The sequence below is a fragment of the Desulfomicrobium salsuginis genome (genome assembly GCF_054657795.1).
The window spans coordinates 76,404-89,786 of the sequence record NZ_BAAHYA010000002.1 but is presented as its reverse complement, the minus strand read 5'-3'; the positions used below and the strand labels follow the sequence as shown (position 1 = coordinate 89,786).

The 13,383-nt window shown below is 66.0% G+C and carries 15 protein-coding genes; 12 read left to right on the top strand and 3 right to left on the bottom strand.

All coding sequences use genetic code 11. From position 1 onward, the window contains the following. The first annotated feature begins 3 nt into the window (after positions 1-3). The 4 genes from ACYQ3G_RS07630 (at position 4) to ACYQ3G_RS07615 (ending at position 4,023) form a co-directional block, all read left to right on the top strand. Positions 4-993 carry an ABC transporter ATP-binding protein gene (locus ACYQ3G_RS07630; RefSeq protein WP_459824384.1) on the top strand — a complete coding sequence of 330 codons (990 nt, stop codon included), beginning with the start codon at positions 4-6 and terminating at the stop codon, positions 991-993. 1 nt (position 994) lies between these two features. Beyond that, positions 995-2,200 (top strand): ABC transporter substrate-binding protein, encoded by a 1,206-nt coding sequence (locus ACYQ3G_RS07625; RefSeq protein WP_459824382.1) that lies wholly within the window; start codon positions 995-997, stop codon positions 2,198-2,200. Between the two features lies 1 nt (position 2,201). Then, positions 2,202-3,071, top strand: coding sequence for an ABC transporter permease (locus ACYQ3G_RS07620; protein ID WP_459824379.1), 870 nt, complete (start codon positions 2,202-2,204; stop codon positions 3,069-3,071). 166 nt (positions 3,072-3,237) lie between these two features. Next, positions 3,238-4,023, top strand: coding sequence for an ABC transporter permease (locus tag ACYQ3G_RS07615; RefSeq protein WP_459824376.1), 786 nt, complete (start codon positions 3,238-3,240; stop codon positions 4,021-4,023). Positions 4,024-4,181: 158 nt separating this feature from the next. On the opposite strand, the gene ACYQ3G_RS07610 is transcribed toward ACYQ3G_RS07615, so the two are convergent. Further along, on the bottom strand, positions 4,182-4,985 hold the full coding sequence (locus tag ACYQ3G_RS07610) for a hypothetical protein (RefSeq protein ID WP_459824374.1): 804 nt from the start codon (positions 4,983-4,985) through the stop codon (positions 4,182-4,184). Between the two features lie 140 nt (positions 4,986-5,125). Between ACYQ3G_RS07610 and ACYQ3G_RS07605 the strand changes: the two genes are divergently transcribed. From ACYQ3G_RS07605 to ACYQ3G_RS07590, 4 genes are all read left to right on the top strand, one after another. After that, positions 5,126-5,797 carry an adenylate kinase gene (locus tag ACYQ3G_RS07605; protein WP_459824372.1) on the top strand — a complete coding sequence of 224 codons (672 nt, stop codon included), beginning with the start codon at positions 5,126-5,128 and terminating at the stop codon, positions 5,795-5,797. Between the two features lie 58 nt (positions 5,798-5,855). After that, complete coding sequence (locus tag ACYQ3G_RS07600; RefSeq protein WP_459824370.1) at positions 5,856-6,698, top strand: menaquinone biosynthetic enzyme MqnA/MqnD family protein; 843 nt, start codon at positions 5,856-5,858, stop codon at positions 6,696-6,698. 83 nt (positions 6,699-6,781) lie between these two features. Then, positions 6,782-7,066, top strand: coding sequence for a hypothetical protein (locus ACYQ3G_RS07595; RefSeq protein WP_459824367.1), 285 nt, complete (start codon positions 6,782-6,784; stop codon positions 7,064-7,066). Between the two features lie 196 nt (positions 7,067-7,262). Continuing rightward, positions 7,263-7,469: a hypothetical protein gene (locus tag ACYQ3G_RS07590; protein WP_459824364.1), complete on the top strand. Its 207-nt coding sequence runs from the start codon at positions 7,263-7,265 to the stop codon at positions 7,467-7,469. Between the two features lie 10 nt (positions 7,470-7,479). Here ACYQ3G_RS07590 and ACYQ3G_RS07585 read toward each other — a convergent pair whose 3' ends face one another. Next, positions 7,480-8,262 carry an inositol monophosphatase family protein gene (locus tag ACYQ3G_RS07585; protein WP_459824361.1) on the bottom strand — a complete coding sequence of 261 codons (783 nt, stop codon included), beginning with the start codon at positions 8,260-8,262 and terminating at the stop codon, positions 7,480-7,482. A gap of 248 nt (positions 8,263-8,510) precedes the next feature. On the opposite strand from ACYQ3G_RS07585, the gene ACYQ3G_RS07580 reads away from it, so the two are divergent. Both ACYQ3G_RS07580 and ACYQ3G_RS07575 read left to right on the top strand, forming a co-directional pair. Next, positions 8,511-10,172, top strand: a complete 1,662-nt coding sequence (locus tag ACYQ3G_RS07580) for a hydantoinase/oxoprolinase family protein (protein ID WP_459824358.1) — start codon at positions 8,511-8,513, stop codon at positions 10,170-10,172. An 11-nt stretch (positions 10,173-10,183) separates the two neighbouring features. Beyond that, the gene (locus ACYQ3G_RS07575) at positions 10,184-11,491 is read left to right on the top strand and encodes a histone deacetylase family protein (RefSeq protein WP_459824355.1); all 1,308 of its coding nucleotides are present in this window, start codon (positions 10,184-10,186) and stop codon (positions 11,489-11,491) included. Here ACYQ3G_RS07575 and ACYQ3G_RS07570 read toward each other — a convergent pair. Continuing rightward, positions 11,473-11,760, bottom strand: a complete 288-nt coding sequence (locus ACYQ3G_RS07570) for a hypothetical protein (protein ID WP_459824352.1) — start codon at positions 11,758-11,760, stop codon at positions 11,473-11,475. The two genes, ACYQ3G_RS07575 and ACYQ3G_RS07570, sit on opposite strands and share 19 nt — an antisense overlap. On the opposite strand from ACYQ3G_RS07570, the gene ACYQ3G_RS07565 reads away from it, so the two are divergent. Both ACYQ3G_RS07565 and ACYQ3G_RS07560 read left to right on the top strand, forming a co-directional pair. After that, the gene (locus tag ACYQ3G_RS07565; RefSeq protein WP_459824349.1) at positions 11,747-12,376 is read left to right on the top strand and encodes a DUF47 domain-containing protein; all 630 of its coding nucleotides are present in this window, start codon (positions 11,747-11,749) and stop codon (positions 12,374-12,376) included. The two genes, ACYQ3G_RS07570 and ACYQ3G_RS07565, sit on opposite strands and share 14 nt — an antisense overlap. Continuing rightward, positions 12,369-13,379, top strand: coding sequence for an inorganic phosphate transporter (locus ACYQ3G_RS07560; RefSeq protein ID WP_459824346.1), 1,011 nt, complete (start codon positions 12,369-12,371; stop codon positions 13,377-13,379). The genes ACYQ3G_RS07565 and ACYQ3G_RS07560 overlap by 8 nt, the downstream gene beginning before the upstream one ends. Positions 13,380-13,383: the final 4 nt, after the last annotated feature.

The window sequence follows — 13,383 nt, the reverse complement described above, 5'->3', positions numbered from 1 at the left end:
CCCATGCGCCTGGCCATCTCCAACCTGGGCAAGTCCTTCCAGGGCGTCCCCGTGCTCCGCGACGTCAGCTTCGAGGCGGGGCACGGGGAACTGGTTTCCATCATCGGCCCCTCGGGCGTGGGCAAGACCACCCTGCTGCACATCATCGCCGGCCTGGAACGGGCGGACCGCGGCCACGTGGCCACGGACCCGCCCGTCACCCGCGAAAGGCCGGCCATCCTCGTCTTCCAGGACTACGTCCTGTTCCCGAACATGACCGTGTTCGAGAACGTGGCCTTCGGCCTGCGCGCAAGACGTCTGCCCCGCGCCGAAATCCGCCGGCGCGTCACGGACATGCTCGGCTACTTCCATCTGCAGGACCGCGCCCGGGCCTACCCCGCCCAGCTCTCGGGCGGCCAGCGGCAGCGCGTGGCCCTGGCCCGGGCCATGGTCGTGGAACCGGCGCTCCTGCTCCTGGACGAGCCCTTCGCCAACCTTGACCGCAACCTGAAGATGGAGACGGCCCTCTTCATCCGCGCCACCCAGCGGGAATTCTCGACCACCACCGTCAGCGTCACCCACGACCTGGAAGAGGCCCTGGCCATGTCCGACCGCATCGGCATCATGCTGGACGGCCGCCTGCGCCAGTACGCCAGCCCCCGTGAGGTCTACCTGCGCCCGGCCGACGAGGAGACGGCGCGGTTCCTGGGGCCCGTGAACCGCCTGGAACCGGCCCAGGCCGCCCTTCTGGGCCTGCCCGCCGAAGCCGCCCTCCTGCGCCCGGAATCCCTGTGCCTGACCGTCGACGACGACGGGCCGGGACGCATCGAGGGCCTCCACTTCGCCGGTCATTACATCAGCTATCAGGTCAGCCTGCGCGGCGCCGCGTTGACCGTCTACAGCCTCGCCCCGGTGGGCGAGACCGGCCAGCGCGTGCGCGTCGGCCTCTGCGCGCCGGGCGCCGACCTGCGCACATCCATCGACGACACCACATATCCGACACACGGGAGTTGACATGCCGCGACATCTGATCCTTGCCCTGCTCTGCCTTCTGTCCCTGGCCGGGGTTGCCCGCGCCGCCGAGATCGATTCCATGACCCACGCCGACATGCTGGCCGCGGCCCGGGGCACCGAGGTGCGCTGGCACATGTGGGGCGGCGGCGACCAGATCAACGCCTGGGTCGACACCTACGTCGCGGCCGAGGTCGGGAAGCGCTTCGGCATCAAGCTGGTGCGCGTGCCCATGGACGCGTCGGTCTTCGTCAACAAGCTGCTGACCGAGAAGGCCGCGGGCAAAGGCACGGGAACCATGGACCTGCTGTGGATCAACGGCGAGAATTTCAAGAACGCCCGCCAGGCCGGCCTGCTCTACGGCCCGTTCCTGGACCGCATGCCGAATTTCAAGGCATACTACGACCCCGAAGCGTCCCGCTTCGACTTCGGCTTCCCCGTGGACGGCTTCGAGGCCCCCTACGGCCGGGCCCAGTTCGTCTTCGAGTACGACAGCGCCAAGATCAAAAACCCGCCGCGCAGCTTCGCCGAACTGAAGGCCTGGATCCTGGCCAACCCGGGCCGCTTCACCTACCCCCAGCCGCCGGACTTCACGGGCTCGGCCTTCGTCCGCCAGGTCTTCTACGCGACCACGGGCGGACACGGACAGTACATGCAGGGCCTCGACGCGGGCCTCTACGCCGCGAACGCCCCCAAGACCTGGGCCTGGCTGAACGAGGTGGCGCCGGCCCTGTGGCGCCAGGGGAAGACCTACCCCAAGGACGCCGCCGCCCTGGACACCCTTTTCGCCCGCGGCGAGATCGACATGGGCATGTCCTACCACCCGGCCCACGCCCAGATGAAGATCCTAGAGAAGACCTACCCTGACACCGTGCGCACCTTCGTCATGCAGGAGGGGACCATCTCCAACACGCACTTCACGGCCATGCCCTTCAACGCCCCCAACAAGCCCGGGGCCATGGTCGTGGCCGACTTCCTCATGAGCCCCGAGGCCCAGCTGTCCAAGTACCTGCCCGCCAACTGGGGCGACCTGCCGGCCCTGGACATGAAGCGCCTCCCGGCCGACATGGCCGTCGCGTTCGCCGCCGTGGACCTCGGCGCGGCCACCCTGCCCGCCGACGCGCTGGCGGCGGCCGCAGTCCCAGAAATCCCTTCAGACTATCTGGAGTTGCTGGAAAAAGACTGGGAATCAAACGTCCTGGACCGGTGACATGACCCGTAGCCCGCTGACGTCGCGCGCGCTGCTGCCGCTGCTTGCGCCCTTCGCCGGCATCTTCGCCGCCGGGCTGTGCCTGACCGCGCTGCAGAGCCTGGGACTATTCCTGCCGACCGCGTCAGGCGGACCCACCCTGGAGCATTACTGGGCGGTCCTGGGCAGCGCGGCCATGCGGCGCTCCCTGGCCTTCACCCTCTACGTGTCCCTGGTCTCGGCCCTGGGCTCCGTCTTCCTGGGCACGACCCTCGGGTACATGGTCTGGAAGCTCCCGGCGCGCCTGCGCCAAGCGGCCGTGGTCTACAAGGTCGGCCTGATCCTGCCCCACGTGGCCGTGGCCTTCCTGGTGCTCCTCTGCTTCGGGCAGACGGGCCTGCTGGCCTCCCTCGCGCACGCGCTGGGTCTGGCCCCCACCCCGCAGGACTTCCCGCAACTCCTCTACGCCGGCGATGGGCTGGGCATGATCCTGGCCTACATGTTCAAGGGCACGCCGTTCGCCATGCTCATGGTCCTGGCCGTGCTCTTCGGCTTCGACACGCGCCTGCTGCAGACCGCGGCCATGCTCGGCGCCGGCCCCCTCGAAACCTTCCGCCGCGTGACCCTGCCGCGGCTGCTGCCGGCCATGCACAGCGCCTTCATCATCCTCTTCCTCTACGCCTTCGGGGCCTTCGACATCCCCTTCCTGCTGGGCGAGTCGCGGCCGGGCATGCTGTCCATGCGCGTCTACGACATCTATTTCCAGAAGGACCTGGCCGACCGACCGCAGGCCATGGCCATCCTGGCCCTCATGTTCGCCTTCACGGCCCTCTTCACCATGCTTTACAACGCCCTTGCCCGCCGCGTGGACGACCGGGGGAGGAAGCTGTGACGGGGGGAGGAAGGCATGCCTCCGGCGGGCAGGGGACGCGTCCCCTGCACCCCTTGCAGGGGGGTGGGGCAAGGCATGAGAAACGCTGTGACGGGGGGAGAAGGCATGCCTCCGGCGGGCAGGGGACGCGTCCCCTGCACCCCTTGCTGGTGGGGTGGAACACGGCATGAGAAACGCTGCGACGTTGGTGCTGCTGGGCGTGCTTTTCGTTTTGCCCGTGGGCGTGCTCCTGCTCCAGGCGGGCGCGCCGGGGTGGCGCTATCCGGATGTGCTTCCGCCGGAGCTGTCCTGGGACGGTTTTGCCCAGGCGCTGCGGAACCCGGGCGCCATGCTGACGGCCCTCGGGTCGTCGATGGCGTATTCCCTGGCCACCGTGGCCCTGACCGTGGCCATGACCCTGGGGCCGGCGCGGTTCCTGGCCCGAGCGTCCTTCCGGGGCAAGAACCTGCTGGAAGGGCTCCTTCTCACGCCGGCCCTGGTGCCGGCCATGACCTACAGCATGGGACTGCACTTCGCGTTCATCCGCCTGGGCCTGGCCGACAGCACGGTCGGCGTGGTCCTGGTGCTGTCCATCGCCTCCTACCCCTACATGCTGCGCGCCCTGACCACGGCCTGCGCGCATCTGGGACCGGACTACCGCACCTGCGCCCTGAACCTCGGCGCCTCGCCCTGGCAGGCCTTCCGCCAGGTCGAACTGCCCCTGCTCCTCCCGGCCCTGGCCGCCGGCGGCAGCGTGGTCTTCCTGGTGGCCTTCTCGGAGTACTTCCTGGTCTTCCTCATCGGCGGCGGCACGGTGCCGTCCTTCACGGGCTACCTCTTCCCGGTCATCACCTCGTCAAACCGCGGCCTCGGCGCCATGGTCACGCTCATCTTCCTGGCCGTGCCGATTGCGCTTTTCGTGATGCTGGAACTGCTGCTGGGGGGGTATTTCAGGAAGAGGGGCATGAGGTAGGCAGGAGAGAGGGCAATGGACGAAATGGACACGATGGACTTTATGGACTGACACGGACTTTCACGGACCTGCACGGACAATGGTCACCCCGCGCCCGGTCCGTGTTCGTCCATAACGTCCATCTCGTCCATATCGTCCATCCTTTTCTCTCCCCCTCCTCACCCCTCCCGGCTCAAGACGCAAAACCTCTTGTCATCCGGCGAAAACACCTCGCCCAGCACGTCCTCCACGTGGTCGCGGCGTGTGGCGAAGATGGTGTTGCAGCATGACCTGATCTTGTCCTGGGCGCGGCTGTCCACGGGGAGGTCGGGGAAGGCGGGGAGGTCGTAGGTGTCGAAGTCCAGGGGCGTGAAGGCCATGTCCCTGTCCAGGGTCCAGGTCTGGCCGCCGCCGCCCGTGATGGACTCCTTCAGCATCTGCATCTGGTCCATCTTCTTGGCGAAGCCTAGGGATTCGGAGGGGCGGTTGGACTCGTTGACGCCCCTGATGCGCGCGTTGATCTCCGCGCAGCGCTTGCGCAGATGGTCGTGGTTGACGGTGATCAGGACGCGGCCGGGCTGCAGGGGATCGGCGAAGGGGGCGCCGTGCATGTAGGCCTCGATGAACCGGGCCAGGGGCTCGTAGACTTCCCAGACGGTCTTGGCGAAAAGGCCCTTGCGGGTGAAGCTGCGCGGCCTGCGAAACTGCAGGCTGCAGACCTGGTGGGCATGGAGGGACGGGTCGCCCAGGGTCACGCCCAGGGCGTCGAACAGCATGCGGGAGGCGGCCTCGGAGCCGAGCAGGCAGTTCAGTCCGGCGAACCATGAACGGATCTCCACGGCCCTGGCCCGGAGCTTGGCCGTCTGCTCCTCGAACCAGGCGATCTCGTCGTCGAGGGCTTTGCGGGCCCCGAAAAAGGTGTCGGCGGCCTCCTTGAGTCCCTCCTCCACCAGGGCGTCGCCCCATTCGTCCAACAGCCCCATGGTCCCTCCCGTCTGCTCATGGTTGTAGGGCGACCCTAACCGCGCGTCCCTCTCCTGACAAGAGCGCCTCCGATCTTTCATTGACAGGCCAAAAGCCTGCCTATAGTACTTTGTGAAATTTTTTACAGGAGGTTTTCGCCTTGAATATTCTCATTTTCGGACCCAATGGCAGCGGCAAGGGCACCCAGGGCTCTCTGGCCAAGAAGAAGTACGACCTCGACCACATCGAATCCGGCGCCATCTTCCGCAAGCACATCGGCGGCGGCACCGAACTCGGCAAGAAGGCCAAGGAGTACATCGACAGGGGCGAACTCGTGCCTGACGACATCACCATCCCCATGGTCCTCGACGTGCTGAAGAACTCCAGCCCCAACGGCTGGCTGCTGGACGGCTTCCCCCGCTCCATCGTCCAGGCCCAGAAGCTGTGGGAAGCCCTGCAGGCCGACGGCGTGAAGCTGAACTTCGTCATCGAGATCCTCCTGCCCCGCGAAGTGGCCAAGAACCGCATCATGGGCCGCCGCCTCTGCAAGAACGACAACAACCACCCCAACAACATCTTTATTGACGCCATCAAGCCCAACGGCGACAAGTGCCGCGTCTGCGGCGGCGATCTCTCCGCTCGCGCCGACGACCAGGACGAAGGCGCCATCGACAAGCGCCACGACATCTACTACGATGCCAAGACCGGCACCCTGGCCGCATCCTACTACTACAAGAATCTGGCCAAAGAGGCCGGCTTCAAGTACATTGAACTGGACGGCGAAGGCTCCATCGACGACATCCGCGCCACGCTGATGGCCCAGCTGGACTGATCCGGCCCCGAAATATGACGAACCGGAGGCGGGGGCGACCCCGCCTTTTTTTACGCACATGACACTTCGCATCGGCAGAATCGACTATCTGAACATCTGGCACGTCTTCCATCTGCTGGAAGGCGTCTGCCCCGAGGGCCCTGACTTCGGCTACGTACCCGGCCATCCCAGCCGCCTGAACGCGGCCCTGGCCTCGGGCGAGTTGGACATCTCCCCGTCTTCGGCCTTCGAATACCTGCTCCGCGCCGAAAAATACGAACTCCTGCCCGGGGCGTCCATCTGCGCCCACGCCGAAGTGCAGAGCGTGCTCTTCCTCTCGCCCGTACCCCTGGCCCAACTGCCCGCATGGCTCCAGCGCAACCCGGGCCCCGTCTGCCTGACCGGCGCGTCGGCCACGTCCACGGCGCTGCTGAAGGTCCTCTGGAGCCAGAAGTGGGGCCTGCCCGCGCCCAGATGGCAGGAGGTCGAACCCGGAGCCGGCCTGGCCACGGGACGACCCTTCCTGGAGATCGGCAACATCGCCCTGCGCCATTTCGTGCACCCGCCCCAAGGCTGGCACATCGTCGATCTGGCCACGGAATGGGCGGCCTGGACCGGGCTGCCCTTCGTCTTCGCCGTGTGGATCGTGCGCCGCGGACTTGCCGGGGCCGCGCGGGAACAGCTCGGACGGCTGCAGGCGCATATCGCCGCCATCACCGCCGGCCTGGAAGACCGTTTCGAAGCCCTCTCCCGCCTGCCCGACCTGCCCGACTGGCTGACCAGCCCCGCCCTGCTCCGCTATTGGCGCGCCATGAACTACGACCTTGGCCCCAGGGAGCAGGCCGGCTTGGCCCTCTTCGGCGAGTGCTGCACGCGGCAGGGGCTCCTGCCCGGCATGCCGGGCCTGCGCTGGTTTTCCTGACGCGCCGTCCCGGCCTCAAGTTTTCCGCCCATCCGGCCGATTGTTCCAATCAGGCGTCATGTTCCCGAAACCAGGGAGGAGTCATGGACATTCAAGGCATGTCGGGGGGATACGCCCCCGTCTACGACAAGACGACCTTCGGCGCCGCCGTGGTCGGGAAGACACTCGACTACATGCACGGCGACGGGTCCCCGAAAGCCGCGCCCTTCGACAGGGAGACCTTCGGGGCGGCCGTGGTCAGCACGACCATCGACTACATGAACAGAAACACCAACCAGCATCAGAACCAGAACTCGTACACCTTCCAGACGGATGTGCTCATGCCCGTGTACACGGGCCGGGGCACGCTCCTGGACAGCTCGGTCTGAGGGAACAGGCATGACGCTCATTGCGGGCGACGCTCCGCAAGAAGGCTCCCGGTGGGTTCACCGGGGGCCTTTTTCGTGTCGGGGGGGCGGAAAAACACGGATTCAAGTTTTCCGGCGGGCGTCCGATAGAACGTACATGGGCAGGGAAGCCCTTTCCAGGCAACGACAGCGGCCACGGACGGCCAAGGAGGCGGGCATGGGCCTGCGTGTTCTCGAATCCGAATCGCAGCGGCGATGGAGGGACGGACAGCCCTCCTGGGATCTGACCCACCAGCGCAAGAAACACCGGAAGCGGTATTCCGGACAGGACCAGGGCGCCCCGGCAGGGCAGCCCGATGCTGGGCTCTACAATTCCAAGGGGGATCTGATCGCGCCGCTCTCGTCCCTGGACATCGACATCTGAACCGGGAGCCTCAGACCTCGTCCCCAAGCCGCAGCAGTTCCTGCAACTCGTCGTGCACGGCGCCGTTCGTGGCCACGATCATGTGGCTGCCCAGGGCGTAGTCTCCGTCCAGGGCGCTGACGCGGCCTCCGGCTTCCTCCACCAGAAGCCACCCTGCGGCCGTGTCCCAAGGCTTGAGCCCCGTCTCGTAATAGCCGTCGAGCCTGCCGCAGGCCGTGTAGGCCAGGTCCACGGCCGCCGCGCCCATCCTGCGGATGCCCTGGGATGCCAGCAGCACGCGGCGCAGTCGCGCGCAAACCTCGTCGATCTCCGCGTAAAACGAATACGGGAAACCGGTTGCGACCAGGGCCGACTGCATGACCGCCTCGCCGCTGACGCGGATGCGTTCGCCGTTCAGGAACGCGCCCTCTCCCCTGACGGCCCAGAAAAGCTCGTCCATGACGGGTAGGAACACCGCGCCGAGTTCCACCCTTCCCCCGCGCCACAGTGCCACGGAGACGGCGACCATCGGAATCCGGTGCGCGTAGTTCGTGGTTCCGTCCACCGGGTCCACGATCCAGGTCAGATCGCCGGGGACCAGGGTCGTATGCGACTCCTCGGCCAGCACGGACGACCCCGGCAAAAGCGCGGGCAGGCGTTCGGACAGCAGGCGCTCCACGGCCAGATCGGTCTGGGTGACGAGATCGATGCGCCCCTTGAAGGCGATCTCCCTGGGGTCGTTCCACTGCTCACGCACTACTCTCCCGGCCTCACGTACGCAGTCCAAAAAACCGTCCACCAGCTGTTTATCCATCATATCCCTCCGTTTACGGAATTCTGCTTGCGCTTCGCCTGCAGTCCGGTAAATATGCAACCTGAAAAAGCAACTTGCGTTTCTCCCGCCCGGAGTCACCAGACTCCGGCGCCTGCGGCCAGAGGTGCTGCATGCTTGGAAAAAACTCAAGTCCGACTTCAGCCCGCCCGCGCACGCCTGGCCGGCCGAAGCCGCCCGGAAGCCGCGGCGTCCGCCACGGCCAACCGTCAGCCCCAAGGATCGGATATATGCTTATCGGAATCGATGTCGGCGGAACCCACACGGACGGTGTCTGCATCCGGGACGGCCGGGTGGAAGCCATGGCCAAGGTGCCCACGGACCACGACAACCTGCTCGCGACCATCTCCGAAGTGCTCCGCCTCATCCTCAAGGACTGCAAGGGCGCGGAGATCCGCACCCTCAACCTGAGCACGACCCTGTCCACCAACTCCATCGTCACCGGCCATACCGAGAAAGTCGGCATGTTCGTCATCCCCGGCCCCGGTATCAACCCCCAGGCCTACGCCCTGGGCGCGCAGTACCATGTGCTCTGTGGCTGCGTTGACCATCGCGGTGCCGTCTCGGCCAAGGTCCGCCCCGACCACATCAAGCCCATGACCGCGCGCTGCCGCGAAGAAGGCATCCGCGTCTACGGCGTGGTCGGCAAGTTCTGCACGCGCAACCCCGAGCAGGAGATGGCCATCGCCGAGGCCCTGGCCCCGCAGGCCGACTTCGTGACCCAGGGGCACCGCGTGTCCGAGTCCCTGAATTTCGGCCGTCGCGTCAGCACCGTCTACTACAACTCGGCCGTCTGGCGCACCTTCAACTCCTTCGCCGACGCTCTGGAACAGAGCCTTCTGGACCTGAACATCCAGGCCGACATCAACATCGTCAAGGCCGACGGCGGCACCATGCCGCTCAAGCTCGCCCGTGAGATTCCGGTGCAGTCCATCTTCTCCGGCCCGGCTGCCTCGGTCATGGGCATACTCAGCACCGCCCCGCAGACCGAGGACGCCCTCATCCTCGACATCGGCGGCACCACCACGGACATGGCCGTGCTCCTGGACGGCATCCCGCTCCTGGAGCGCGACGGCATCTCCATCGGCGAGCACCCGACCCTGGTCCGGGCCCTGAAGGTCGAGTCCATCGGCATCGGCGGCGACTCGTTCATCAGTTCCCGCGGCGGGCAACTCAGCGTCGGCCCCGACCGCCACGGCCCGTGCATGGCCGCCGGCGGCCCGGCCCCAGCCCTCATGGACGCCATGAACGTCCTGGGCCACGCCGCCTTCGGGGACCGCGAACGCTCGGCCAAGGGCATCAAGGAAGTGGCCATGGCCCAGGGCCTCTCGGCCCGCGAATGCGCAGAGCAGGCCGTGCACATGGCCATGTCCATCCTCAAGCGCAAGGTCGACGCCTTCCTGAACGCCATCAACTCCCGTCCCGTCTACACCATCCAGGAAATCCTCGAGGACCGCACGGTCAAGCCGAAGCGCATCATGGTCATCGGCGGCCCGGCCGAGGCCATGGTCCCCCTGCTGGAGGAGACCTTCGGCCTGCCCGTCATCGCCCCCCGTCATGCCCAGGTGGCCAACGCCATCGGCGCCTGCCTGACCCGGCCGACCCAGTCCCTGGTCCTGACCGTGGACACCTCGCGCGGCAGCTTCACGGTGCCGGGCCTGGGCATCCACAAGCCCATCAAACGCACATACACCCTGGACGAGGCCGTACACGACGCCACCACCATGCTGCGCGCGGAACTCGACCGCCAGGGCATCCCGGCCGAGGAGGGCGACATCCAGGTCATCCAGGCCGACGCCTTCAACATGGTAGAAGGCCACTACACCATCGGCCGCAACATCCGCGTCCGCTGCCAGATGCGGCCCGGCGTCATCACCACCCTGGAGCCATGAACGGAGGGACCATGCTCACCGCACGAAACAGCCTCGGCATCATATTCTTCCCGGCCTTCGACTGGGCCATCTCGCCGACCCACCCCGAACGCGAGGAGCGCCTCCTCTACACCCAGGACCAGTTCCGGGAGGAAGGCATCTTCGACATCGAGGGCATCCGCGAATACCGCCCCCTGGTGGCCACGCAAAAGGACATCCTGCGCCCCCACTTCTGCTTCCCCAACGTGCAGGCCGTATGCACCGACTCCCATCTCATCTCCGCCGGCGGCGTCATCCGCGCAGCCCAGCTGGTCATGGAGAAGGAGAGGCAGCGCGCCTTCGCCGTGGTGCGCCCCCCCGGACACCACGCCATGCGTACGGTCCACGGCAGCCGGGGCTTCTGCAACATCAACATCGAAGCCGTGATGATCGAGTGGATCCGCGAGCACTACGGCAATCTGCGCGTGGCCGTGGTGGACACGGACTGCCATCATGGCGACGGCACCCAGGACATCTACTGGCACGACCCCGACGTGCTCTTCATCTCCCTGCACCAGGACGGGCGCACCCTGTACCCGGGCACGGGCTTCCCGTCCGAATGCGGCGGACCCAAGGCCATGGGGCGGACCATCAACGTGCCCATGCCGCCGCGCACCTCGGACGAAGGCTACCTGATGACCGTGGAGCGCATCGTCATGCCCATCCTGGAGCACTTCAAGCCGGACCTGATCATCAACTCCGCGGGCCAGGACAACCACTTCTCGGACCCCATCACGAACATGAACTTCACGGCCCAGGGCTACGCGCGGCTGACCGAGATGCTCAAGCCCGACATCGCCGTGCTCGAGGGCGGCTACGCCATCAAGGGCGCCCTGCCCTACGTCAACCTGGGCATCAGCCTGGCTCTGGCCGGCGTGGACTTCACGGCCGTGCAGGAACCGGAACTCGACCGCGAGAAGATCCGCGAGCAGAAGTCCACCATGGACTACCTCTCGGCCCTGTGCGACCAGCTGCCCGAGGTCTACTTCAACCCCAGGCCGTCAGACGCCGTGCGCGAGGGCGGGTATTTCGTGCGCCGCCGCTCCATCTACTACGACACCGACGACATCACCGAGAACCAGGTAGAGCGCCTCAAGGACTGTCCCCACTGCCCGGGCCTCTTGATCGTCGAGAGCGAGACGGCCGACACGCCGCGCTGCCTTGGGCTGCACGTCCCCGTCCAGGGCTGCGACATGTGCAGCCAGGAGGCCGAGGAGCGTTTCGCCAAGGCCCGCCAGGCCGGATTCGCTTACGCCCAGCTCTCGGACCGGGTGACCAAGCGCTACGAATACGCCAAATAGCCCGCGCGGGGCATGAGGATGTCCGCCTCATGCCCCTTCTTTGCATCTTCCTGAATTTCCCCAATTTTTTTCCAAAGTTCATCAACATGTAACATTCTTTGTGAAATGTTACATTTGTATGACGAGAACCATTGCGCCCATCCGTGCGCGGCATTAATGTCCTCCCGTTCGCGACGGTCCAAGCCTTCCGAACCCGTCCCAAGCCCCCGGATTTCCGGGAATCCCGTGGCTGCAATCACAACGCGGAGTGCGCGCATGGCTTTTTCCATCTTTCCCCGTAACATTCACTTCTTCGAACTCCTGAACAGGCAGAACCGGATTCTGAACGAATCCGCCGGGCAACTGGCCAGGATCGTCGAGGACCTCAACTGCGTGGATGCGGCCTGCAAGACCGTGACCCTCATCGAGGCGGACGCCGACGCACTCTGCCGCGAAATCGCCAAGCAGCTCTCCCAGACCTTCATCACTCCCATCGACCGCGAAGACATCTACCGCCTGAACATGACCCAGGAGGATTCGATCAACCGCATCACGGCCATCGCCTCGCGCATGCGCCTGTGCGCTTTCGACTACATCCGCTTCCCCGCCCGCAAGATGGCGCGCAACATCCTGGGCATGACCGCCCTGACCGGGGAAATGATCTGCTGCCTGGAAGGCAAGCGCGACGTGTCCGACACCATACGCAAGATCAAGGAACTCAAGAACGAGTGCGAGATGCTCTTCTCCACTGGGCTGGCCGAGTTGCACGACGTGGAGACGGGCGACACGAAGGAGGTCATCGACATCATGCGCTGGACCCAGGTCTACGACCGCTTCGAGATGGCCATCGAGCGCATCGACGACCTGGCCGACGCCATCGAGGAAGTGGTGCTGAAAAATGCCTGAGCTGCCGATCCTGCTCGTCGTCATCGTCCTCGTGGCCCTGGTCTTCGACTTCACCAACGGGGCCCACGACTGCGCCAACGCCATCGCCACGGTGGTCTCGACCAAGGTCATGTCGCCCCGCTCGGCGGTCATGATGGCGGCCAGCCTGAACCTCTTCGGCGCCCTCCTGGGCGAGGAGGTGGCCCACACCCTGGGCTCCGGCATCGTCAACACGGACATGGTCATGGGCAGCCAGATCCTGGTCCTGGCAGCCCTCATCGGGGCCATCGCCTGGAACCTCATCACCTGGTATTTCGGCATCCCGTCCTCGTCATCCCACGCCCTCATCGGCGGTCTCATGGGTGCGGCCATCTGCCACGCCGGAGTGTCCTCCCTGAACGGCCTGTCCATTTGCAACAAGGTCCTGCTGCCGCTGGTGCTCTCGCCCCTGGCGGGTTTCGGGGTCAGTTACGTGGTCATGACGGCCATCATGCTCGTCTTCTGGCGGGCCAACCGGCACACCCTTTCGCGCTGGTTCGAAAAACTGCAGATTCTCTCGTCGGCCTTCATGGCCACCAGCCATGGGCTCAACGACGCCCAGAAGACCATGGGCGTCATCACCCTGGCCCTTTTCCTCTTCCACAAGATCGACACCATCCACGTGCCCCTGTGGGTCAAGCTGGCCTGCGCCATGGCCATGGCCACGGGCACGGCCCTGGGCGGCTGGAAGATCGTCAAGACCATGGGACACCGCATCTTCAAGCTGGAGCCGGTCCACGGCTTCGCGGCCGAGACGTCGGCGGCCATGGTCATCACCGGCGCGTCCCTGATGGGCGCGCCCATCTCCACCACCCACACCATCAGCGCCTGCGTCTTCGGCGTGGGGGCCACCAAGCGCCTCTCGGCCGTGCGCTGGGGCATCGCCGGCAACCTCGTGGTGGCCTGGATTCTGACCATCCCGGCCTCGGCCCTCATCGCCGGGGCGACCTTCTACGTATTCACGCTCATGGGCATCGCCGACTAGTTCG